Origin of the sequence: Paenibacillus sepulcri, assembly GCF_042647105.1 — a bacterium.
GTDB lineage: Bacteria > Bacillota > Bacilli > Paenibacillales > Paenibacillaceae > Paenibacillus_Z > Paenibacillus_Z sepulcri.
The window spans coordinates 7,666,751-7,691,387 of the sequence record NZ_JBHRUP010000001.1 but is presented as its reverse complement, the minus strand read 5'-3'; the positions used below and the strand labels follow the sequence as shown (position 1 = coordinate 7,691,387).

Annotated in this window: 11 protein-coding genes; 1 reads left to right on the top strand and 10 read right to left on the bottom strand. The window is 52.5% G+C overall.

Annotated elements, in window-relative coordinates; genetic code table 11:
- The first annotated feature begins 225 nt into the window (after positions 1-225).
- Complete coding sequence (locus ACFOLF_RS33325) at positions 226-1,299, top strand: M42 family metallopeptidase (protein WP_210043908.1); 1,074 nt, start codon at positions 226-228, stop codon at positions 1,297-1,299.
- Between the two features lie 194 nt (positions 1,300-1,493).
- On the opposite strand, the gene ACFOLF_RS33320 is transcribed toward ACFOLF_RS33325, so the two are convergent.
- The 10 genes from ACFOLF_RS33320 to ACFOLF_RS33275 form a co-directional block, all read right to left on the bottom strand.
- On the bottom strand, positions 1,494-2,300 hold the full coding sequence (locus ACFOLF_RS33320; protein ID WP_210043909.1) for a response regulator transcription factor: 807 nt from the start codon (positions 2,298-2,300) through the stop codon (positions 1,494-1,496).
- A gap of 14 nt (positions 2,301-2,314) precedes the next feature.
- Positions 2,315-4,153: a cache domain-containing sensor histidine kinase gene (locus tag ACFOLF_RS33315; protein WP_210043910.1), complete on the bottom strand. Its 1,839-nt coding sequence runs from the start codon at positions 4,151-4,153 to the stop codon at positions 2,315-2,317.
- A 188-nt stretch (positions 4,154-4,341) separates the two neighbouring features.
- Complete coding sequence (locus tag ACFOLF_RS33310) at positions 4,342-11,709, bottom strand: Ig-like domain-containing protein (protein WP_210043911.1); 7,368 nt, start codon at positions 11,707-11,709, stop codon at positions 4,342-4,344.
- Between the two features lie 298 nt (positions 11,710-12,007).
- Positions 12,008-13,684 carry an extracellular solute-binding protein gene (locus ACFOLF_RS33305; protein WP_210043912.1) on the bottom strand — a complete coding sequence of 559 codons (1,677 nt, stop codon included), beginning with the start codon at positions 13,682-13,684 and terminating at the stop codon, positions 12,008-12,010.
- A gap of 142 nt (positions 13,685-13,826) precedes the next feature.
- Entirely contained in the window at positions 13,827-14,702 is an 876-nt protein-coding gene (locus ACFOLF_RS33300; protein ID WP_210043913.1) for a carbohydrate ABC transporter permease, read from the bottom strand.
- A 17-nt stretch (positions 14,703-14,719) separates the two neighbouring features.
- Entirely contained in the window at positions 14,720-15,673 is a 954-nt protein-coding gene (locus ACFOLF_RS33295; protein WP_210043914.1) for an ABC transporter permease, read from the bottom strand.
- A gap of 430 nt (positions 15,674-16,103) precedes the next feature.
- Positions 16,104-20,726, bottom strand: coding sequence for an Ig-like domain-containing protein (locus tag ACFOLF_RS33290; protein WP_210043915.1), 4,623 nt, complete (start codon positions 20,724-20,726; stop codon positions 16,104-16,106).
- A gap of 197 nt (positions 20,727-20,923) precedes the next feature.
- Positions 20,924-22,489: an extracellular solute-binding protein gene (locus ACFOLF_RS33285; protein ID WP_210043916.1), complete on the bottom strand. Its 1,566-nt coding sequence runs from the start codon at positions 22,487-22,489 to the stop codon at positions 20,924-20,926.
- Positions 22,490-22,576: 87 nt separating this feature from the next.
- Positions 22,577-23,506: a carbohydrate ABC transporter permease gene (locus ACFOLF_RS33280; protein WP_379112644.1), complete on the bottom strand. Its 930-nt coding sequence runs from the start codon at positions 23,504-23,506 to the stop codon at positions 22,577-22,579.
- Positions 23,507-23,524: 18 nt separating this feature from the next.
- A complete protein-coding gene (locus tag ACFOLF_RS33275; protein WP_379112641.1) occupies positions 23,525-24,436 on the bottom strand; it encodes an ABC transporter permease in 912 nt (303 codons plus the stop codon).
- Positions 24,437-24,637: the final 201 nt, after the last annotated feature.

The window sequence follows — 24,637 nt, the reverse complement described above, 5'->3', positions numbered from 1 at the left end:
TTCAATTGCTGCCTTGGTCAACTGCAAGCTACATCACCGGTTCTGTTGCATAGGCATTATTCAATTGCTTACAATATAAAAGGCAAATGAAGAACCGGCTTCGCTGCACTCCGGCGGCTGAAGCAGGCTGCTTCCCGTCAATCTAATAGAAATTTATAGACGCGAATCTTAAAAATGCTATAAGGTTATAAGATAGCCCAACAATAAATGCGAGGTGGAATTGATATGGATAAGGACACATTGGAATTATTCCGTACCCTGACCGAAATGCCGTCCGCTCCCGGTTTTGAGCGCGAGCTCAGGGAGTTTGTGCGGGGGGAGCTGGGGAAATATACGGATGAGATCGTACAGGACCGGCTTGGGAGCATTTTCGGTGTGGTCCGCGGCAATTCGGAAGGTCCGGTCATTATGGTAGCCGGTCATATGGACGAGGTTGGTTTCATTATCAATGGCATCACGGACACCGGGATGCTCAAATTCCAGACGCTCGGCGGATGGTTCAGCCAGGTGCTGCCTGCCCAGCGTGTGCAGGTCATCACTGATCGCGGTCCGATTGACGGCGTAATCGGCACAACTCCTGTCCATCTGCTTAATGAAGCTGCGCGCGGGAAGCCGCTGGATGTCAAACAGATGTATATTGATATCGGTGCGGACGACCGGCAGGGCGCCGAGGACATCGGCATTCGGCTCGGACAGCCGGCGCTGCCTGTCTGCCCCTTTACCCCGCTTGCCAATCCGAAGAAGATCATGGCTAAAGCCTGGGACAACCGTTACGGCGTAGGGCTTGCCATAGAACTGCTCAAAGAACTTCAAGGCGCGAAGCTGCCGAATGTGCTGTACGCAGGAGCCACTGTGCAGGAGGAAGTGGGCATACGCGGTGGGCGAACTTCTGCTCGGATGATCAAGCCTGATTTGTTCTTCGCTCTGGACGCCAGCGCAGCGAATGACATGACAGGCGACCGCCAGGCGTTCGGGCGGCTGGGTGCGGGAGCGCTGCTGCGCATCTTCGATCCTACGATGATTACGCATCGCGGGATGCTCGAATTCGTCCGCGATACGGCCTCCACCCACAGGATCCCCGTCCAGCCCTTCTTCTCTGCAGGCGGGACAGATGCCGGTCAAGTCCATGTGGAGGGAATCGGCATTCCTTCCGCTGTCATCGGCGTCTGCGCGCGGTATATCCATACCGCAGCTTCGATCCTCCATGTCGATGACTATGCCGCTTCGAAGGAATTGCTCGTCAAGCTGGTGCAGACCTGCGATGCGACTACTTTCCAAACCATATTGGAGCGTTCTTAATCAAGACTTGTCCCCTCACGCATAACAAACAAGACCCCTGGTTGAAGAACCGGGGGTCTCTTGTTTGTTATGCAGTCATTCTTTCATTTCAAGTTCGTATCTGGACCACACGAATATTAATTTATCCATTTTTTTTCATAAATGGTTCAGCCGCCGACGCGATACTGATTGCAGCAACGAGAGATTCATCAGGCTTACAAAAACTTGTTGCGGTACTCAGTTGGCGTCAAGCCGTACTGCTTCTTGAAGGTTTCCCGGAAATGATCCTGGTCCGCATAGCCGATCCAGTCGCAGATTTCGTAGATTTTATTCGCGGGGTCCTTCAGCAGCCGCGCCGCTTCTTCCATCCGAAGCCGGATAATCGCATGATTGATTGTCGTGCCGGTCACTTCCTTGACCAGCAGATTCAAATATTTATCGCTTAAGCCAACCGCAGCCGCTACTTCCGAAAGCGCCAGCTCCTTGCGCGTATACCCTTCCTTCACGTAGCGGATTGCCTGTTCCACCAGCTTCTTCTTCTTGAGGCTGCCGGACCAATCATCGGGAGACAGCGCCTCCGAGAGATTGGGCAGCGTTTCTTTCACCGCCTGCTCCGCCAGCGCCATTCCCCGGCGTTCTTCCCGCTCTTTGCGAAGCTCCTGCACCGCAATTGACATCACCCGTTCGATCTCGGCAGGATCGATCGGCTTCAGAATATATTCCAGCACCTGCAGCTTGATCGCCTGCCTCGCATGCTCAAATTCATTTAATCCGGACAAGATGATGCAGCGGATATCAGGCTTTCTCGCTTTTACAGCTTCAATCAGCTCCAGACCGTTCATCCTCGGCATCCCGATATCGGTCAGGAGCAGGTCCGGCTCCTCCCGTTCCAGCCAGATGAGAGCCTCCTCCCCGTTCTCCACGGCGCCGAGCAGCCTGATTCCGATTTCCTCCCAGCGGATGGAACGGATCAGAGCTTCGCGGACCGTTCTTACATCCTCCGCAATAAGCAGCTTGAACATGCCAATGCCTCCTATCATTGTAAAACCAGATCCGGGCGAAAGGGCATAACAGCTTCGACGCAGGTTCCTTCATTGACCTCCACGTAACGCAAACCAAACGGTTTCCCGCAGTGCAGCTGGATTCTCCGATGAACATTCATGGTGCCGTATCCGGTTCCGCTTTCGCTTAATTTACCGCCGGCATCACCGGCTGGCTGTTCCAGCAGAGCGTGGTTCATCCGCTGTGCATCGCAGCCCTTTCCGTTGTCTTCGACACGAAGTACGAGCGCTTTTCCTTCCAGTCGGGCTGAAATCGCAATCCGGCAATCGGCCGGCTGGTCGGCAAATCCATGGATGATGGCGTTCTCCGCCAGCGGCTGCAGGCATAGATGCACGATTGTCGCGGATAAAAGCTCGTCCGGCACATTTACGGCAACCTGCAGATTATCCATCATCATCTGCTGGATATGAAGATAAGCTTCCACCTGCCTGATTTCATGCTCCACGGTGATCCAGGCCTGCCCTCGATTCAAGCCGTAACGAAATACATTGGCGAGGGATCGGACAATCTGGCTTGCTTCCACATCTCCCGCCATTATCGCCCGGCAGTTGATCAGATCCAGCGTATTGTACAGAAAATGAGGGTTGATCTGGGCATGCAGCAGCTCCAGCTGGAGCTGGCGGCGCTCCATCTCTTCCACGAACGATTTTTCGATCAAACCGTGAATGGTCACTAGCATGGAAGCAAATTTCTGGTGGAGCTCATCTACTTCGTAGATCCCCGAATTTTGATTGGGAAGCGGTTCTTTGAATTCCACTACCTCCGGACGCTGAACAGCGCTGACCAGTCTGGTGATCGGAACCGTGACCCGCACGACAATTCTGCGGAGCCAGAAGCCTGCAACAAGCAGCGCAGCAGCAGCGGTAGCGGCGCCGATGGCCGAAATCGCAATGGTATACCGGCTGAAATGGCTCTCCGGGACGACAGTCAGCAGCTTCCAGCCATTCTCCAGCGTTTCGAACATGACCCGGTCCTTTTCCCCGTCCACCTTCGCGACAAGCGACCCGCTTGCGCCTGTCAATGCCTGCATGTATGGAAGACCGCTTACATTTTCAAGAAAATCGTAACGCTCGCTGAAGATAACCCGGTCGCTTTCGTCCAGCAGCAAATGATACCCTTTCTCCAGCGGAGCATTATCGAACACGCTCTTGATGCTCCCGGTATCCGCGCCGATGATTATCGTCCCAATGCTGCGCCCGTCCTTGATGCTGCTCTTCTTTCTCGCTGAATAAATCATGGCGGCGTTGGCCTGGCCTGACTTCTGACCCCACCAGACGGTCCGCTGCTCTCCTTCACCCAGGCTGCGGTACCATGGCTCGCTTTGCAGATCCCCGGATTTGAATATCCCGGTCACCGGGTAGAAGTGATCCGTCGCCATCTCATAAAGTCCGACGCCCGGATCGAGCGCCAGGGAGACCACATAGGACTGCTGCGCGTCTCTGCGGGAACCGAAATCATTGAGAAGCGACAGCAGGGACAGATTTTGAAGATTGGACTGCAGCGCGAAGAAATCGCCTACGGCCTCGAAGGATTCCTCATAATTGTTTTCCAGCAGGCTTTCAATCGATTGGTTCGTGGACACGAAAGCTGCCACATTATTCATCGTATCGAATTGATACCATACATTCCGGTAAACAAATTTCATCGACTGCTCCGCCATCTTGTGGGTATGGTCGTTCTGTACCCGTATAAGAATGTAGCTCGCCGCTGTTGCAAATAGCGCAATGAAGGTGACGATGAGTACAAAGATCGGAAGACTGAGCTTTGACAGCAAGCTCGAACTGCCGCTCCGCATTCGTTTCCTGATGAGCATTGTCCCCTCCTTCTGCCGGACATCAGGCCATTGCCGGGAGAAGCCCCTTCAGACGGCATGCAAGTCCGAGGGGCTCTCCCTGATAGCTATGGCTTCTGTAAAACTTCGATAAATCCTGCTGAGGCTTAATGATAGGCTTATGCGCGAGCAGGATATCAGACTGATAGAACCCTTTCCGGCAATTCAGCCTAAGGGCTGATTAAATTGTACAAGACCTGTGCGGCTTCCGCACGCGTTGAAATTCCTTTTGGCTCAAATATGCCCTCGGCACGGCCGCGGATCAAATGGAGTTCTGCCGCTTCCTGCACATATTGTGCGGCCCAGGCCGAAATCTCGGAACTATCCGCGAACAGCGCTGGTACGGACGGAGTCACTTCCGCATCTGGAAGCAATTTGTGCGCCTTCATCAGCATAGTGACCATTTCTTCCCGTGTGATAAGGGCTTCCGGATCGAAAGTTCCGGCGCTCCTGCCTGTGACAATTCCGGCCTCATAAGCGATGGAAACCGCCTCTCTATACCAATCGCCCTCCGTTACGTCGGCAAACTTCACCTCGCCCTGCTTCGACAGCTTCAATGCGTGGACCAGCATGGCCGTGAATTCGGAGCGCGTTATGGGACGGCCAGGCTCGAACAACATGCCGCTTGTTCCCTGAACGATTTGTTTTGCGGCAAGCTCTTCAATCACATTGTAAGCCCAATGACCCGCTGAGAGGTCGGAGAAATCTCTCTTTACTTCCAGAACCGCATATTTACTAAGATGATGGATTTGCGCGGTTAATCGGCCGTCGGCATATTCCCCGCCGATGTACTCGAGCCTGCCTTCATCAGGAATGAAATAAATACCCGCAAGCCTTGGATTTATGGAATCATCGACCTTAAGGCTGATCGTAACCGGCTCATCCAACTGCGTGAGCTTCCCGGTCGTGCCGTCGGCAGCTGTGATGGTAAGGCTTATTTCATAGGTTTCGCCGCCCGGCTTGACCGCCATATTAGGGTCCTGCTGCCCTTTTGCCAAAATATCGTTCACCGCAGACGGCGTGAGCAGCTCCAGCTTCAGCGATATTACACTGCCCTCCAGCTTCTCCGCCGGGAGCTGACCGGACAGCTTCCTGATCAGCTCGGACGGAATCTCAAGAACCAGATTATCCGTCTTCACTTCAAGCTTATTCTGCGCCAGCAGCTCGGCGGCATTGGCCGGCAGCTGGACTGCTGTTGTATCCGCCGGAACTTCCACTGTAACGGTGCCTTCAGATAAGTTTGTGAACGTTTCCGGCGGTACAATTACAGTCCCGGCAGCTGGAGCAGCAGGCTCGACCGGTGTAACTGCCGCTGGCGGCGGAAAGTAGATATAAGCATTCGTCACGGTTACCGTGCTTGCTGCGGTATAACCGCCATCTGCTGTCACGGCAGTAATAACGGCTGTACCCGCGCCTACCGCTGTCACATTGCCGCTGCTGTCTACAGCTGCGACATTCGTGTTGTCCGACGACCAGGTCAACGCCTTGTTCGCCGCGTCCGCTGGACTGACCGCTGCAAGCAATACGCCGGTTCCGCCAACAGTGAGCGGCAGCGAGCTTCGATCAAGCGCAACGCCTGTAACGCTGACTGCTGCTGCTGTCACCGTTACTTCGCTGGCTGCAGTGAAGCCGCCATCCTGCGTTGTTGCCGTAATTACGGCAGTACCTGCTCCCACCGCTGTTACATTTCCGCTGCTGTCCACTGCGGCAACAGCAGCGTTGTCCGATGACCAGGTTAGCGCCTTGATCGTCGCGTCCGCCGGACTCACCGCTGCAAGCAGCACTGCGGTACCGCCAACTGTAAGTGACAGTGTGTCCGGATCAAGCGTAACGCCTGTGACGCTGACCATTGCCGCCTCCGATACCGTTACTTCGCTGGCTGCAGTGAAGCCGCCATCTTGCGTTGCTGCCGTAATTATGGCGGTACCTGCTCCCACCGCTGTTACATTTCCGCTGCTGTCCACTATGGCAACAGCTGCGTTGTCCGATGACCAGGTCAGCGCCTTGTTCGTCGCGTCCGCCGGACTCACCGCTGCAAGCAGCGCTGCGGTTCCGCCCGCCGTAAGTGACAGTGTGCCCGGATCAAGGGTAATGCCAGTTACGCTGATTGGCTCCGCTGTTACAGTAACGGTGCTGACTGCCGTCATGGAACCATCTGCCGTCGTTGCCGTAATGACTGCCGTTCCCGGCTCTACTGCCGTCACTTTGCCCGCAGGGTCAGCGGTTGCGGCCGCCGTGTTATCCGAGCTCCACGTCACCGTTTGATTCGTTGCATCTGCCGGTTCGATGGCTGCTGTCAAATCAGCGGTCATACCGGGCACCAACGAAAGTGTCGATGGACTCAGCGTAATGCCGGTGACTCCAATCGCTAGAGGAGTTACGGTCACCACGCAGGCTGCGGAGAAGCCTCCATCAGCCGTTGTGACTGTAATAACCGCAGTCCCCGGTCCTGCCGCCGTCACTTTGCCAGCCGCATCGACGGCTGCGACAGCGGCATTATCCGAATTCCATGTCACCGCTTGATTCGCCGCATCCATGGGCTCCAAAATAACCGATAACGGGAATTCCTCTCCAGGCTTCAGCGCCAGCTCTGTGGAATCCAGAGAAACGCCGGCAACCGGTATCTGCGAGTCGTCATCTATGAAAGCAAACGAGTCATAGAAGGAGGTGTTCTTGGCATCAGCCGTCCCGTTGGTCCATTGGATAAAGTTATCTCTTCCGTTCTGGAAGTCCGCATCGTTAATGGCGATGTTAAAGCCTATGCTTCCGCCCAGCTTCGGATTCAAGTCCTTGACATGAGCCGCTGGAATCTTGAACTCATACAGCGTTCTGCCTGCCGCTTCATCACGAACCGCTTTGAAGGGAGTCTGGCCGCTCACCTCACCGCTAGGATTCGGCGGCGTCGAGTTAAAGATATTCGTAAGCAGCCTGCCGTCATCCGCCAGGGCAAAGCCCCATTCAACATCGTCGACTCCGTAAGGAGCCTCACGGTTGCCCAGAGGATCCAAGGTCACCTGGACCGAATCGTTCTTCCACATATTCACCGCATTCTCGGATTGCTTGTGCACGTTATCGCGAACCGCTACCGCAAAATAGAGGCCATCCTCCGCCCACTTGGCGTAAGCGGTCGCTTCCAGATTGGCGGGATCGTGGAATCCGCTCGCATTCTGGGCTTTCGTGCGCAGGTGGAACGGAAATGCGTCCTGCCATTCGCCCAGACTGCCGTCGACCGTCACAGCCGACGCCTGCTGTACCAGGTTGAATTCAACCGGCATGAGCGAATCGTGAAAAATCATCTTGCTGCTTGCCGCTTCATCAACCTGCAGATCCACTGAATATTCATTGAACGCGGCTTGCGTATGGTACGTCCAATGGAAATCCATCCCGATGACATCGCCCTTCTTCAATCCGCTGAAAGCATCGGTCGTAACCGGCGCAAGCAGTGCCCCGTCCGGACCTTTAACGGTCACCTTGCCGGATTTGACAGCTGATGAGGTGCCGGTCAGCTGTACCGTCAGCACATCCAGCTCTTGAATCGTCTTTTTGACGGGGACGAGCCGGACTTGAAGGCCATCTTCGACCGTGAGCTGAACATCCTTCGTGTCGAATACGGCTCCCTCGTGCATGATATCGAACCCGATATCGTATCTTCCCTTGATCGTGCCTTCCGGTACGAGCACAGGATAAGGGACATCCAGCGAGCCATGCGCAGGAAGCGTCCATTCACCCGGCGTTGGACCGGTCTGTGCAGCGTCCCAGCCTTCCGGCAGCCTCGCCTCTATTGATACCTGCATGGGAGCATCCGTATCGTTAACGAGCGAAAGATTGAATGTGTTGACATAACCCGCTTCTCCAGTTGCCTGCGTCGGAACGACATTCACCATCACACCGATGAATTTGGGCGTCTCTGAAGCGGAAATCGCCTCAGCCGCACCGGCAAATTCCCGGGCCAGCAAATTATAGGCATAGCTGTTTGCGTAATCTCCCCGTGCGAATGCGTCTTCCGCCAATCTGCCGTACCGGTTCATCCGCAGCACTGCAGACGCGGTTACGGGCATAACATTGTAGCCGCCTTTCTTGACATTGAATGAATCTGTCGCGGCTTGCGCTGCTGCAGCATAATCCAGAATATTGGCACCGGATCCTTCATAGGCGTAGGACAACGCGACGGATGCATTTTCCGCCATATTATACAGCGTTTCCAATGCGACGTAGCCGGGAGCCGGTTCCAATGATCCGGCACCGATCTGGCCGGCGATCTGTTCCATCAGCGCATAAATATCCTTGATCCCTTGCTCCAATCCCGCAGCCGGGCGCTCCCCAGCAGCTGCCGCAAGAGATGAACGGATACGGCCAAGTTCTGTCAGATCAGCGTCGATAAGCTGGGCGTTCTCCGGCGTCCGCAGCTGCGTAAGCCTGGCTGCGGCTTCCTGTTCTTTTCCTTGAAGAAGCGTTAGCGCTGAGTCGAATACAAAACCGGCAGGCGCTCCCGTAATATAAACGGGTGAGCCGGATACCGTAAGCTGAACGCTGCCGCCCGCTCCCGTTACCGGAATCTCCATACCGTTAATATCTTTGACCTGCAGTCCCGCTGCTCCGAAAGGAAGCGTAATCTCGCTTGTCAGCGGCTTGACGGCTGGATTATCCTTGTGGTCGACCTTCTTCCAGGCCACAATAACCGGCTCGCCGTCATTAAGAAATACATGTACGGCCACATCCGGATTCCCGGTATCCATGGTTCCAATATAACGCGATTTATCCAGGGTGGTCATCAGATTATTGACGGCGGCGTAGGCCAGCTTCGGTCTGCCGTCGTTGTCCGTGATCCCCCAGAAGATATCATAGTACCTGTCATCCGTGCCATCGTTTTTGTAGTTGTAATATTCATAAGCCTTTACTTGATCTGTGATCAGGTAATTCAGGAAGGCGCGGACGACATAATCCCGCTGGGTTTCCTCCGTAACGGAGGGATATCCAGCATTGGCCGTCGGCCAGCCTCCCTCTGTCAAATAATAGTCCTTCCAGCCCCCATAGGCGTTGACAAGATCCTTCACTCCGTCCATCATGCTCTGCAGATTGCCATCCGGCATGGAGTTGTAAACATACGGGTGATAGGAATACGCATCGGCATAGTCGTAGGAGCCAAGCTCCAATTCCTTCGGCAGCACGCTGCGCACGCTGGAGGTATGGTCACCGGCGAGCAGCATGGCGTCCGGGTCCGCCTTTTTCATATTCAGGTACGCGATCTTCTGCATCTGCACGAACTCCGCCGGAATATACGGCTTGGTGAAAATCTCGGGTTCGTTCGGCATCTCCCATTGACGGATCTTTCCTTTATAACGGCTGACGGTATTGTAAACGAAATCGCCCATCGCTTTCAGACCAGCGGTCGTATTGACGGTACCTTCCTGATAGTACGGGTTTCTGTCAATGCCCAGCACTGTAATTTGATTAAATCCGTAGGAGAACAGCTTATCCAGCCTGGCATCGACATTCGTGTAATCGTACACCTTGTTTCCCGACGTATCCGTCACATTGCGGTCTGCCTCCTCCCAGGTAATGCCTGAGCGGTGATGACGGGCACCAAGCTTGCGCGCACCGTCGATAATATCATCTTTCCAATTGAGCGCATAATGCGTATTGAGACCGAATTTACTCTCGTTGTCGAGATCAAGGCCCTGAACCTCTGCGGCTTTTTTCACAACGACGAGGCGCATTTTTTTCGCTTTGTCAGGCTGCGCCACCCCGTCCACGGTAAATTCGGCTGACACCTCATAGGTGCCAATATCATGCAATGCAGGGTCAAAAGGAAACTCATCCGCACTCTTCGCATACTTGGCCACGTTATAGGTTTTCGTTCCCGAAGCAACAGCAGCCTTGTCTCCTTCTGCCCTGCGTACGGTATAATCCATCCGGAACTCGCGCGCTTTGGCGCCTGCATCCAATGCCAGCGATAGTCCCGGTGATTCTTCTTGCGTGTAGATGCCGGCGTAATTGCCCGAAGGCTGAAGATCCAATACATAAGGCGCAGGTATCGGATCAATCGAAAAATTGTCAATCATCAGATTGATTCCGCCTACCACATTCCATTGAAAATAACCTTTCTGCAAAGCCAGCGGATCGGAATCGTCTCCGCTTGCCACTTCTACGCCGTCAATAAACAGCTCATGCGTGATGCCGCTGATGCGCAGCTCATAATCATGCCAGTCGTCGAGCAGCGACTTTACATGGTTGGCGATATAGTAGTTGCCTCCAAGCGTCGTCTTTCTCATCAGAAAGTACTTGGAGTTATGCGTAGCCCATTCCATCGCATTGTTGTTCATATCGTCTACAGCGCGGAATCGAAACCGCCATGTGTTCTGTACCGCCGTACTCGTCCGTTCATATTTCGCCTTGAATTTGACGACGAAATTATCTGCGTTCAGGTACATGGGAAGGTTCAGCTTGGCGCTGCCCGATCCATTCAGATTAAAGACTTTGCCGCCGCCGTCCGGCAGCTGGATCACTCTTGTATTGCCTCCGGTCGTCCAGCCTGCGGGAGCGGAACCGGTCGTCTCCCCTTCAAAATTATTCACATAAGGCTGGATCTCATCAACGACGACGGCAGCCTCCCCGGACAGCGGATAGCGGGCTGTGCTGCCGTCCTCATCATGCGCGGAAATATAATAGCGGATAAGTCCCGCCCGGTTCGTTCCCGGAATAACTGCCGTAAAAGAAGCGCTTCCATTTTCTTCCGCTTCAATAACTTGAGCAGGCGCATCCTCCCCGTAACCATAGTAGACCGATGCCGTCACGGAGGAAGTGCTCTCCCCCAGTGTGAAGGAAACAGGCAGGTTCGTATTGTATGGCACACTGGCAACCGGTGTATGATTGATAGTGAACGTGTTCGGAGTGGCAATCGTTCTGACCTCCACATCGCCGACACTCAAATTGACAGCGCCACTGACGCTTTTCAGGGAGAAGCCGACTCCGCCGGCCGTGAGATCGGAATCATTGAAAACGGTTACGGGTGTCCCGTCGATAACAAGCTTGAATTCGGCACCGTTAACCTCCAATTCGTATTGATGCGAATCCGCCATGTCGAAGCTCGGCAGCACGGTCCTGATATCAAATTGGCTTCCTACCTGCACATTGGTTGAGGAATTGGAAAACTTCCAGAATTCAACCGATCTAGCATTTTTGAATTCCAGAAAATAATAATTCGTACTGGAGCTGTACCGGAACAGCGTACGGAAGCGGTCGGACCGGGCTTCAAACGACAAGGTATAATCCTGTGTGCTGTATGGCAGCGCAGATGCCTTCACGACCGCACGCTGCGGAGCCCCGGTCGATGTCGTTGTGCCGATCATGCGGGCTTCGGCGCCGCTGCCCTGCGTCTGCCAGGCCGTACTGCCGAACATATCCCATTTGCCGAGCCCGCCGGTAAAACTGTCCTCAAACAGCACTGTCGAATTCTGCGCTCCCGCCGGTGCGGGAAACAACTGCAGCAGCATAACTGCAATCAACAATAAGCTTATATTTCTGACCCTCATGACCATTCATGAATCCCTCCGAAAATGGCAATATAGCCCCCGCCAATACAGTTCAACTGTATTGGCGGGGGTTTTTAAAAGTTCGGTGATGAACCGGCGGAGCAGGCGGAAATAGTCTGGAGAAGCGTAAGCTGAAAGCTTTCGTAAGAAAGCTGCTTCGGAAGCCTACACTTACAACCTTTGTACCCCGAATTTACCATTTAAAGATATCCAAATTCAAAAATTCAGGGGTACAACAGCGATTGGAAGACGTTTGCGCATGCGCAGCCACTCTTCCTCACCGGGGCTTAAAAGACTAGCCGACTTACTTGCCCGATTTCTTCTTGAAGGATTCCTCGAGCTCTGCAAGAATTTGCGTACCGCCCTGGGATTTCCATTTTTCCACGAATTCATCGAATTTCTTGATGTCGCCGCCCATGATGATTTGCGTAAATACAGCGTCGCGCATCGTGTTCAGTTCAACCAGCTTGGCGATTTTCGTAGGTGAATCCAGATAGTTGGATGCGTCCGTGATCTGGTAAGGATTGTTGATTGCTACACCCAGCGCCTCGGAGAAGCGAAGCGGGAGAGACTCCAGATAACGCGGCCAGCCGTTTAATCCAGGTGCGAAGGTGTAGGCTTGTGCGCCCCGGAAATTGCCATTCTTATCCTGCTGTGTCTTGGGATCTACCAGTTCGGTTACCGTTACGTTTTTCATCTTGCCATCTATAATCGTGTAATCCTCGCCTTCGATTCCCCAGACGGTCAGCATCTGATTTTCCGGGGACAAGGATTCTTCAATAATGGACAGCACTTTCTTCGGATCCTTGGTCTTCGCGCTGATCGCGCTCATTTGAGAGAAAGGAGCGCCAGATGGTGCAACCGCCTTGCCATCTGCCCCGACAAGCGATCCAGTCAGCGTTAGATACTTGAATGGCTGCTCGGCCTGGTTTTCCAGCTTGCCGTCTGCAGCCAGCTTGCCGCTTTTAATCAGCTCGTTCGTCTCGATCTGCATATCGTAATCATTTGGCGTTGACCACCAGCCCATGTAGGAGAACAGCTTGCCGCTGTACAGCTTCGCACGCAGCTGCTCTTCCTTGATGGTTGCGAACTCCTTGTCAATCAGGCCTTCCGCATACATTTTTTGCAGGAATAACAGCGCTTCCCTCATTCTTGGATCAATATCATAATTGCTGAACTTGCCATCCTGCTCGGTGAAATATCCAGGTGTTACGCTGAATGCGCCAAAAATATTGTCAAAGGAGTTGTTGGCATATTTCTGCTGCCCGATCTGAGCCGTATAGCCTCCAAGCGGAGTTACATCCGGTTTTGCCTCTTTAATTTTCTTAAGCAGATTGTAATACTCATCAAGCGTTTTCGGCACAGTGGCGCCTGCTTCTTTCAGATAATCGGTACGCATGGCCAGATCCCAACGGTAGCCCGCGCCCGGTCCTCCTTGATAAGGAATCCCGTAGATCTTGCCGTTTACTTTCGCCTGCTCGAAAATTTCCATCGGCACTTCCTTCAAAATATTCGGCGTATCCGTAGGGTTGATCATATCGGTAAGGTCGACAAAAGCGCCCTGCTGCGCATATTTTTGGAAGTCATCGGCAAAATCGATACGGGTGACATCCGGAATGTCGCCGCTGGACATTTTCAGATTCAGCTTGGTTTTATACTGCTGAACATCCACCATTTCAGGAATAATTTTGATATTAAGCTTCTTCTCGATCGCTTGCTTGATAACATCCTTCGATGGGTCGTACGGCAGGGAAATATCCTGGCCTTTCAGCCATTTGAGCTCGTAAGGCTGTGAATCCGCTGTGGCTTCCGGTGTATCTGTGGTTTCCGCTGCTGCCGCCGATGTTGTTGTATTGGCCGGCTGATCATTCGTTCCTCCATTTGCCCCGTTATTGTTGCTGCCGCACCCTGAAATTGCCAGAGTTCCGATCATTACGGCTGCAAGTACTCCGAATGACCATTTTTTCTTCTGCTTTGACATGAGCGATAATCCCCCTTCAAAATATCTGATCTATATTTACCCTGGAGAAGCCGTTCGAAAAGTCCAACCCTGTCATAGGTGAATTCACTTTTTGAGCATGCGTCTTTTAGGTGTAAACCGATGGTTATGGACGATCTTTCGTCTACCCTTTGACCGAGCCGATCAGCATACCCTGTTCAAAATATTTCTGGATGAACGGGTAGATGATCACCATTGGCAGAGCGACGATAATGATGGCGGCCATCTGGATGCCGATTGTTGGCGGCGGTTTGGAGCCTGCCGCTTCGAGCAGCTCCGGCGGAAGACTGGAGCTTGCGATTATGGTCCGCAGCACGAGCTGTACCGGCGCTTTGTGCCAATCCGTGACATACAGCAGAGCATTGAAGAAATCGTTCCAGTAGGTCACCAGGTAAAGCAGTCCGACGGAAGCGATAACCGGCATCGAAAGCGGGAGCACAATCTGCCACAGGATTCTGAATTCAGAAGCCCCGTCAATGGAGGCGGACTCCTTCAAGCTCTCGGGAATGCCCTCGAAAAATGATTTCATAATGATCATATTGAAGGCGCTGTAGGCCATGACGAGAATGAGAACGTAATCGGAGTTGAGCAGCCCCAGATTTTTGATGGTCAGATAGGTGGGAATCATCCCGCCCTTGAACAGCATGGTGAATACAAAGAACAAAATAATGATCCGCCGTCCGGGCAGCTTCTTGTCCGCCAGCGCATAGGCCGCGGTAGCGGTGAGAAGCAAAGCCAGCAGGACGCCGCCCAGCGTGTTGCGGAGAGTGATTCCGTAAGCGCCGTAAATCAGGGATCCTTTGCTTAGCAGGTACTCGTAATATTCGAAGCTGATCGAAGTCGGAAACAGGATCAGTCCGTCCTTTTCACTGAAGATATGATAAGGCGTAATCGATACGGTCAGGACGTACCAGAATGGAATAATAATGATCAAGGTCAAGATGGTGAGAACGATATAGTTGGTTGTGACGAAGGCGGTCTCGCCTCTCGTGAGCTTCATAGTCCGCTTCCCCTTCTTTAGAAAATGCCGGAATCATTGATCCGCTTGGCAAGATGATTGGCAATGAGCACCATTGCAAGGCCGATAACGCCTTTGATGACATCTGCCGCTGCCGCCAGACTGAGGTTGAACTGTTCAATACCAACCCGGTAAATATAGGTATCGAGGATATCCCCCACTTCGAATACCATCGGGTTGTACAGATTGATAACCTGATCCAGCCCTGCGCTCATGATGTATCCGACTCTCAGGATGAAGATGACTACGATGGTCCCCGTAATTCCCGGCAGGGTGACATGGATGATTCGTTGAAACCTCGTCGCACCGTCCACAATAGCCGCTTCATAAACCTCCGGGTTAAGCCCGGCAATCGCAGCCATGTAGATGATAGCGGCCCAGCCCATCTCTTTCATCGCATCCGTGACGACGAGAATGGTCCGGAAGTAACCGGGTTCAACAAGCAGATAGGCCGGCTCCCCGCCGAACCATTCAATGATCTTGTTGATGACTCCCGTTTCAGGCGAGAGAAGTACGGTGATGATGCCTCCATACACAACCCATGACACGAATCTTGGCAAATAAACGGCGGTCTGCAAAGTCTTCTTGAACCATCTGGCCCGGATTTCGTTCAGTGAAAGCGCCAGCAAAATCGGACAAATGAATCCGCTTATCATCTTGTACAGACTGATGAGCAGGGTGTTCACGAAGGCATTGCGGAACATCTCGGATTCGAAGAGCATCCGGAAATATTTCAGCCCCGCCCACTCGCTTCCGGAGAAGCCTTGAATCACGTTGTAATCCATAAAGGCGATGCTAATCCCGTAAAGGGGAAGGTAATCAAATATGAAAACCCATACAAAAGCGGGCAGCAGCAGGATATAAAGCAATTTGAACTTCCATATCCTTCTCAGCTGCCTCTTGAGAGGCGCCTCTCCTTTCTTCTTGGCAGTTACAGCAGTTGCCAGTTCCATCTTTCCCTCCTCCGATCCTTCTCTCTCTATCCACTTTCCTTCAAGAAAGTGCTTACATCAGTAAGCTTACTTGATATCTAAGGAGTGGAAAACCGGAGCAAAGTACAATTATACCCGGGAAAAGTCGCATTGGACTGCTAAATGGCTGAAGGCCATGGAAAAGCAAAGCCCGACCGCCGCACTGCGCGATCGGGCTTTGCTTTATTAGTCCGGTGAAACATGTTGGCTGCGCATGCGAAAACGTCTTTCGATCGCTGTTGCACCCTGAATTTTTTTAATTTGGATACCGCTGGTGCAAAGCGATCAACAATAGATACCGTTGATCACTTTGCACCGCTATCTGTTAAATTCGGGGTACAAAGGCGAGCGCTTCGCTTCTCCAGACTTTCCGCCTGCTCCGCCAGTCAATCACCGGACTATTAAAGCTGTGCTAGCTGATTGGATTCACTTTCACGTCATCGATATTCACCGTAACGGCTGGCCCTACGCTTTTGATGGAGAAGCCGACTCCGCCGAGCGTTACATCGGAGTCCGTGAAGGCAGCCGCCAGGGCGCCGTCGATCAAGAGATTGAATACATTTCCGTCGACTTCGAGGGTATAATCATGCCAGACGTTCAGATCGAAGCCCGGTATGGCCGCACTGATGTCCACCAAAGCTCCAACCTGCGCAGGAGTCGATGAATTTGGATATTTCCACATCTCTACTTCCTTCGTATTTTTGAATTCCAGGAAGTAATAGCTAGTGCCTGACGTATAACGGAACATCGTCCGGTAGCGGTCTCCCTTGGCTTTATAATTCAGGCTGTAGTTCTGGGAGGAATAAGGAAGCACGGATGACTTCACTACTGCACGCTGAGGGGAGCCCGCCGTCGTCGTTCCGCTCAATTCCCCATTTTGCACCTGCCAGGCGGTCGTGCCGAACAAGTCCCAATTGCCCAGTCCGCCGGCAAAGACGTCCTCATACAGAGGCTGCAGCGTGACTGTTACGATGCTGGCTGCCGTGAAGCCGCCATCTGCCGTCACAGCCGTAATTACAGCCGTTCCCGGCGCGATTGCCGATACTTTGCCGGTCGGGTCAACGGTGGCGACCGCCGGATTGTCCGAGCTCCAGCTCACTGTTTGATTCGATGCGTCCGCAGGCGCAAATAGAGCCGTCAGATTCGTGCTTGTGCCTGATCCCATGGAGAGCGTCTCCTTGTTGAGAGTTATGCCGGTTACTGGAATATTGGCTTGTGTTATCAGCTCCGCATCATCAAACCAGACCGTTCCCGTTCCTTTCAGGCTCAAGCCAAGACTGATCCTGGCCGCGTCGGCAGGCGCCGCAGCGGTTACCACGATTTGTGTCCAGCTGCTTGTTCCTCTCAAGCTGCTTGATGAATACGTGCTGCCGGTGACAGTCGTCCCGTCGCTCTTATAGTAGGTGATGTCCGCAGTCGCCCCGTCGGTCTGGTTGACGCTATCGGTCTTGGCCCATGCCCGGAGCGTATAGGCCGCTCCCGGATCAACATTAATCATATTGCTGCCTGACAGACTCCAGCTGCCATTGTCTGCAGCATTTGCGCTGCTGATTTTCACAGAGCTTCCATAAGTTCGGGAGGTTACCGTGTCCTTGGTCAGGACGGGTGTTCCGCTTAATGTGCCTGCCGTCCAGTTATCGGGACTTGCTGCGCCATTCTCAAAGCTGTTGTTTGGAACAGCCACGGGAACCCCAGTCTTGGTGGTCGTCCAGTTGGCGAAGTTATAGGTCCATACCTCGCCGCCCTGAGAGGCGGTAAAGATATCCGAGTTCTGGTCCTGCTGCAGCCAAGGCGTATCGAATAGCTTGAATGAAGCGTAATCGATCGGTGTATTGTTGATTTTGTGTGTGCCGGTATATGCAGCCGCCCCCTGATCAAAGGTAATATCCATGGCATCCCCGCTCAGGCTGGTATAGATAAGACGCGGGTTTGCGTCATTGATATGGGTGGCGTCCACTGTCGTATTGCTCAGAACGGCGTTCTTGAAGCTGTTCAAGTCGGCATACTCGGAAACGTCCGCGGTTTGGATAATCCAGCCGTTCGTGTCAGCCTGACTGCGAAGAATATTGTAGCTGTAGCTCAATTGATTGGTCGGATGCAGCCTCGCTGTTGTTTTGACTTTATTCGCCGGGTCGGTAGGCGTCTGGTAATACCAGGAGTACGGCTTCACCATTTTGAAGGCAAAATACATGGGACCCGTATCGCTGAATATCCATCCTGATTGCTCCTGCCTGCTTTTAATCGAACCGGTATCCGGGAACATCGCATTCACATAATTCATGGTTGGGCTGTTCAATAATTTATACACGCCCACGGCAGCTTTGCCATCCTGCATGACGCGGTGATTGGCTGGCTGATCATAATTTCCTATCGGGAGGTCGCCCTGATCGGCATTCACTCTGAAAACAGAGGCAGGCGAATCCGATTTCCAGCGCAGAACCATAGGAAGATCCTCAATCCAGTTATCGACCCGGTTGTATGTCACCTCGGTGGAAAGGCCCCAGTCGGGTTTCACCAAAGCCTGACGGTAGGTCTTCAAATTATTGCCGCTTGAATTCTGCAGATTGGTCTTGCGGGAAGAGTAGTCCTTGTGCGTGGACTGCCCGATCCGCAGAGCCATTTCCGGCGGCGTGTAATCCATTCCGCGATAAACCACCATGCCCAGATACTCCAGATATGGACGATAGGCCGCCGGAACCATGGCATCGGAATCGCCTATTCCCTGCTGTGCGCGGTGCTGGCCAAAATACGCCCAGGATAAAGCGGTGTGGTCCGCCCCTCTCCATGACGGGCCGTTCGCCGTAACGCTGTCCCCTTTTGCCCGGCTTGTAGTGGAGATGATATTGCCGTCCGTCCAGTCATTTGCCCACTCGAACCACATGACATCCATGGCCATTTTGACCTTCTGCTTCAAGTCCGGCTCATCCGTATACTGATAGATGGCATTCAGACAGAAATAGGTCATGAAGGTGTATTCGGCGCTTTCATATTCAGCCCAGCCTTCATGTACGGCAGCTTCGATCATTTCCTCAATATTCGCCCTGTTCATGCTTTTCAGAGCAGCTCCGGAGTTGCCGTTCAAGTCGACCAGATCCGGAAAATACTGGCCTACCAGATAGCCCGCCGTATAATTGCTCATCCGCAGGTTCTCGGTCTGCGACAGCTTGGTATAGGCATATTGGGAGAAATACCATTTTACATGCTCCAGCATCGTGCTGCTGAACAGATCGCCCACCATCAGATAGGCATACATTTTGGAGACGGTTTTATACTGCTCCCAGTCATAGGTCTGGTACATATTGTCCAGCTTCTGGAGGTTGCCCGCTACATTCTGCCCATCCAGAATCTGCGCAACATACTGGGCAATATTCAGAGGCAGGCCCCCCATTTCGGAAACCGCTTTCGTCTTATCCCACAGCCATTGCTTCCTGCTGTCAATTGTGCCGGGGTAAGGCGAATAGTTGCTTTCCTCAGGCGGAACCTCGCCGATTGTAACCCCGTCAAAACCAGCCGTGCTTAGCCGGGAATTCTCGTGGCTTGTAAGAGCAAGCCCGAAGTAGACGGTATTCGGCAGGTTAATCGTCTCTTTCTTAACCAGCGTCCAGATTGCTCCGTCAGTCGACTCGTAAGCGCTGATCACATTGCCCACACGCGCCAGCTTCACCCAGGCCGGCGCCGGCGCTCTCATTCCTGCCGTCAGGGTCGAAGCTCCCCCGGCTTGCAGGCGATCCTGGAAATTAACCCCGTTCAATGGCGTTACAGCCATCATGGCATAGGGCGATTGTGCCGATATGTTCCCGCGGATCATAATGCCGGCCTTCGTCCAAGCCACCGAATTGCCGATGCTTGCAACGCGCGCAACGATCTGGCCGTCGCCCGTCCAAGGCCGGTACACATAATGGAATGCATCCGCCGTTCCGTAGATGTCGCTGCCGGAGCCCTGAACGGTGAACGTGCCGGTCTCCTCGTCGTAGCTTGCGCCGCCTGGAACCGCAACCGTGCCGATATCCCGGTCGCCGAACGGCTCAGGCAGTCCGTTTGCCGATGGATCCGTCGTCACTGTGACCCCGTTGCTTGCATCTGACAAATTTCCCAGTCCGTCTCTTGCCTTTACGGTAAAATCATAGGCCGTATTCGGCGTCAATCCGACTACGGTATCAGCAGTCGTGGCACCGCCTACAGAGGATGCCAGAATACCATCCTGATAAATGTCGTAGCGGGTAACCGCCACATTGTCTGTCGAAGCCGTCCAGGACAGGCTGACGTCAGTATCCGTCTTCCCGGTTGACGCCAAACCTGCAGGCGCTGTCGGCGCTTCGGTATCCTGCGCCGGTCCCGTATTGACTTCATACACCGCCAGATCGTCGACGATATAGGCTTCATCCGTCCCGTTGTTATTGACGCGGGCGGTGAACCCCAACCTGATATTCGTAATGCTGCGCTGCCCGCCATTCGGTATGACTTGAAACCGGTATCCGGGAAGATCGGCATCATTAACCGTCTGCAGTGTATCCGGCACCGTGTTGAGATAAGCTGCCGTCCCCGTGATGCTCGGTGTGCCTGCCGGGAAACGGGGAATCAGGTTATTGTCGAAGTTGCCGAACTGAAGATAGGCATAAACATCCTTGTCTACCACCTTGTCGCTGGCTGCGCTCCGCCTGACCTTGTATTCAAAAACAAACTCGACCGGGGAACTGCCTGCCGGCATATTATAGATGGCATTAATGCGGTCCTTGAGGCTGCCGCTGTTCAACTGGTAATAGAAGCTGCTTGCCGCATTCGTGCCGAGCGAAGCGTCCCTGATCTCGAGGGCGTTGTTGCCGTTAACCTGGACAATTTGCTGCGCCCCCCCGCTTGTGCTTGCATCCTGTGTAAAGGGACTGACACCGCTGTCAAAATGAGTATCCATGTCCGCTGCCAATAAATTGACCAGCTGCACTTCATCGTCCTCGTCTGCATGCAGGACGGGCAAATTGCCCAGTGAAATCAGCAGAACCAGAAACAAACTTATGAGCTTCTTGCTCCTTACTGCCATCTTCTAATCAACCTCCATTCAGGTAAGCGTTTGCATTTCTTCCGAAAAAGTAAATCATGATTCATTTCAGACTCCTCCTTCGATAATGAAAAGCGATTTGTGATTCCAACCAATCCTCATAAAAAATTGCACCGGGCAAGCGCGATCAATCATCACCTCCTCTCCGGCTTGCCTGGTGCAACAGGATGAATCCTTATTTACTTCTTGGCCAGGAACGCATCAATTTGTTTTTGCAGCTCAACCTGGATTTTCTTGGCGTAGCCTTCGCCTTCGCTTTTCAGCTTGTTCCACTGCTCGGTCGGATCAAGAACGCCGTCGAACAAGGCATTATAATATTTGTCCTCAACGGCATTGTACAAGGAAATTTCATTCATAACCGGTCCCGGATCAAACGAGAAGCCGGTCAAAATGCTGGAGGTCAAGTTATCGGCATTTTTGTTGAATTCATAGTGCTTGAGCGTATCCTCATCAAACCCGGCATTCAGACGGTCCATCGTCGGATTCCAGATCCAGGCGTACGGGAAATAGGAATAGTTCGATCCGATCTGCTTGTATTGATCTTCGCCAACCGTTTCATAGTGCGTACCTTCGATTCCGTAAGCCAGGAGATCATAATTTTCCTTCTGTGCGGTCCAGTTCAGGAACATCATCGCGCGTTCCTTGTTTTTGCTGACTTTCGGGATCGCCTGGAAGTTCGCTTGCTTGAAGTTGGTGATGTTTTGGCCCTTTTCCATTTTAATGAACGTTACCGCTTCCAATTCTGCGCCCGGAACGTTCTGGGCTACAGCGCTGCCCAGACTGGACGGCACGCCGAATTCATTATAGACAGCCACCGCCACTTTACCGGAATTAATGACGGAGTCAATATCCTTCAGTGCGAGAATATCCGGGTGAATCAGCCCATCCTGATACAGCTTTCTGGCTTCTTCAATCCAGGACCAGATTCGCGGCTCCATTTGGTCAAACAGGTTGTAGACTTTGCCGTCGTTGTTTTTGTAATACAGGACAAGGCTTTGGCCCAAAGCGTCCGATCTCAGGAATTGGGGATCGTATTCCGTGAAGGCTCTGAACGCGCCCCAGGAAACATCCTTCTGTCCAGGCTGGCCATATGCGAGAAGCGGAATAACATCCTTCTCGTTCTCTTTTACCTTGTAAGCAAATTTAATCAGATCATCATAGGTTTTAATGGGCGGCAAGCCATACTTTTCTCGCAGATCCTTGCGGACCACATACGTTCTTCCTGCCAGATGCGTGTTGCCAAGGGGCAGGGCATAAATTTGGCCTTGAAACTTGTTCGCATCAAACATCTGCTGGGATCTGACCTTTACAGCGTCCTGACCGTATTTGGCCAGCAGATCTTCCAGCGGTTCATAATAACCGGCACTGACCATCTGCTCCATATGAAGCCACGGCGCATCAAAGATCAGGTCGACATTCTCCCCGGACGCCAGCATAACCTGTGTTTTCTGGGCAAGATCGGAGAACGGCACGAATACGATATCCAGCTTGACGTTAAGCGTATCCGCCATTCTTTTCTCGGCTTCTTTGATAATGAGGTCCATATCCGCCGGACGGTCCCCTGGCATCACAATCTTCAGCGTCACCGGATCAAGCTTGGTGCCCTCAGCCGGTTCCCCTCCCGTGTTCGCCGGTGCCGGATCGGCTGCGCTGCCGGATTCTTTCGCATTGGATGCGCACCCGACCGCCACCGCCATCATCAGCGATATAACCATAATCATTGCCAGCATCTTTCTAATTCCCATTGACTTGACCCTCCTATAATGATTGTCTGACTCCCGTATGAAGTTTATCGGAAGTTGTATTCTTAACCGGAAGATTCCGGATCAAGACTATCCTTTCAACGCGCCGATCGTAATCCCCTTCACGAAAAACCGCTGAATAAACGGGTACAGGAAGATAATCGGCCCGATGGTCAGGCACACGGTCGCCAGCTGCACCCCATAAGTCGGCAAAGGCTGCGTATAAGTCGTTTGACTGCCGCCTACGTAAGCGCTGATGTTGATGCTGGAAATGAGCTGCCGGATCATCATTTGCAGCGGATGAAGCTTATAATTGTCGATGAACAGCAGCGCCAGGAAGAAATCATTCCAGTACTGAAGCGCGTAGAACAGCCCTACGGTGGCAATAACCGGTTTGGAAATCGGGATAATGATTTTAAAGAATATCGTCAAGTCATTCGCGCCATCAACCGTTGCCGCCTCATTGATTTCATAAGGCAGAGTCCGGAAGAAAGATACCATGATGAAAGCGAAAAACGGGTTCAGCATATAGGGCAGAATTAACGCCCACAGGGAGTCCTTCAGACCAAGCCAATTGGCGATGAGGATATAGAAGCCGACCAGACCAGCCCCGAAAATCATCGTAAAATAAGTGAGAAAGCTCAGAATGTTGCGGTACTTTACCTTCGGATGAGCCAGCACGTAGGCATACATGGAGGTGAGCAGAAGGGCGAGAACCGTTCCGCCGACCGTCACCGTTGTGGACACGACGTAGCTGCTGAACACCTGCCTGCCCTCAAGCAGAAATTGATAAGCCGAGAGAGAGAAGTCCTTCGGAATCAATTGATAGCCATGCTGCTTCATCGTTATCTCCGTGGCGAATGAATTGATCAGCACCAGCCAGAACGGAAGCAGACAGATTAGAGCAAATACGCCGGTGAAGGCATAAACGAAAATAATAAACACTTTTTCGGAGAGGGATCTGTCCGTCTTGACCCTCATCGCTTTCATCGTTTTAACCTGACGGATTGAATTTTCCATTCGCTTACCTGCTTTCTTTTAGAACAAGCTGGAGTCCTTGTCGATTTTTTTGGCGATGGCATTGAAGACCACGATCGTAATGAGTCCCATAACGGACTGGTACAGGATAACAGCCGATGATTTGCTGAAATCTCCCAATTGGCGAAGCGCTCTGAACGAGTAGGTGTCGATAACATCGGTTGTTGGATACAGCGGAGCGTTGTCGCCCACTATTCCGTAAATCATGCCGAAATCGCCATAGAAAATCCGTCCGACGCCAAGCAGTGCAAGAACAATGACGACGTTGCGGATCAGCGGAATCGTAATATGAATAATCTGCTGAAACCGGCTTGCCCCGTCAATCCGCGCGCTCTCATAATAATCGCCCGAAATGCCCGTGATCGCGGCCAGAAAGATGATCGAGAAATACCCCGCAAACTTCCAGATATAGATAATGGTCAGAATGGCCGGCCAGAGTCCGGGCTTCAAATACCAGTTCTCCCCTTCTACTCCGTAAGACATTAAGGTCCGGTTCAATATGCCGTCCGACGTATTCAGAAAAGCGAACACCATCATGCTGACAACGAGCCAGGAAATAAAATACGGCATGAAAATGAAGGACTGGGCGATCTTCTTGAATACCAGATTGCGGATCTCATTCAGAAAGATCGCAAGAATCAGGGCGATTCCAAGTCCGCATACGATGAACAAGCCGTTCAGAAAAATCGTATTGAACGTAACCTTGTACCAGTCGCTGCTCATAAAGAAAAACTTGAAATTATCAAACCCGACCCACTCGCTCCCCCATAATCCATCGGCCAGGCGATATTTTTTGAAAGCAATCAAATGCCCTGCCATAGGAATATAGGCAAACACGATCAAAAACAGCAATCCCGGCAGTGCGAGAACATACAAATACTTGTTCTTCACGATTTCTCTAAGTATGGCCACCTTTGCTTTCGTCTCCTCTCCTGGTGTGAGATGATTTGTTTTTCTACGACCAAGCTTATGATGCCGGCCTCTCCCCTGTATAGTTCTGATAATGGAATACGGGTACTGAAACCGCATGGAATCAAGGTTCTCAATACGGAAGTAAGGTGCGTAAACCGGAAATGACAGGCTGTCGGGGGCAGAACTGCACATAGGACCAGG

Coding starts and splice junctions, on each gene's coding strand:
- ACFOLF_RS33320 (WP_210043909.1), bottom strand. CDS start 2,300: ATGTTCAAGCTGCTTATTGCGGAGGATGTAAGAACGGTCCGCGAAGCT.
- ACFOLF_RS33290 (WP_210043915.1), bottom strand. CDS start 20,726: ATGGCAGTAAGGAGCAAGAAGCTCATAAGTTTGTTTCTGGTTCTGCTG.
- ACFOLF_RS33295 (WP_210043914.1), bottom strand. CDS start 15,673: ATGGAACTGGCAACTGCTGTAACTGCCAAGAAGAAAGGAGAGGCGCCT.
- ACFOLF_RS33305 (WP_210043912.1), bottom strand. CDS start 13,684: ATGTCAAAGCAGAAGAAAAAATGGTCATTCGGAGTACTTGCAGCCGTA.
- ACFOLF_RS33315 (WP_210043910.1), bottom strand. CDS start 4,153: ATGCTCATCAGGAAACGAATGCGGAGCGGCAGTTCGAGCTTGCTGTCA.
- ACFOLF_RS33280 (WP_379112644.1), bottom strand. CDS start 23,506: ATGGAAAATTCAATCCGTCAGGTTAAAACGATGAAAGCGATGAGGGTC.
- ACFOLF_RS33300 (WP_210043913.1), bottom strand. CDS start 14,702: ATGAAGCTCACGAGAGGCGAGACCGCCTTCGTCACAACCAACTATATC.
- ACFOLF_RS33325 (WP_210043908.1), top strand. CDS start 226: ATGGATAAGGACACATTGGAATTATTCCGTACCCTGACCGAAATGCCG.
- ACFOLF_RS33285 (WP_210043916.1), bottom strand. CDS start 22,489: ATGGGAATTAGAAAGATGCTGGCAATGATTATGGTTATATCGCTGATG.
- ACFOLF_RS33310 (WP_210043911.1), bottom strand. CDS start 11,709: ATGGTCATGAGGGTCAGAAATATAAGCTTATTGTTGATTGCAGTTATG.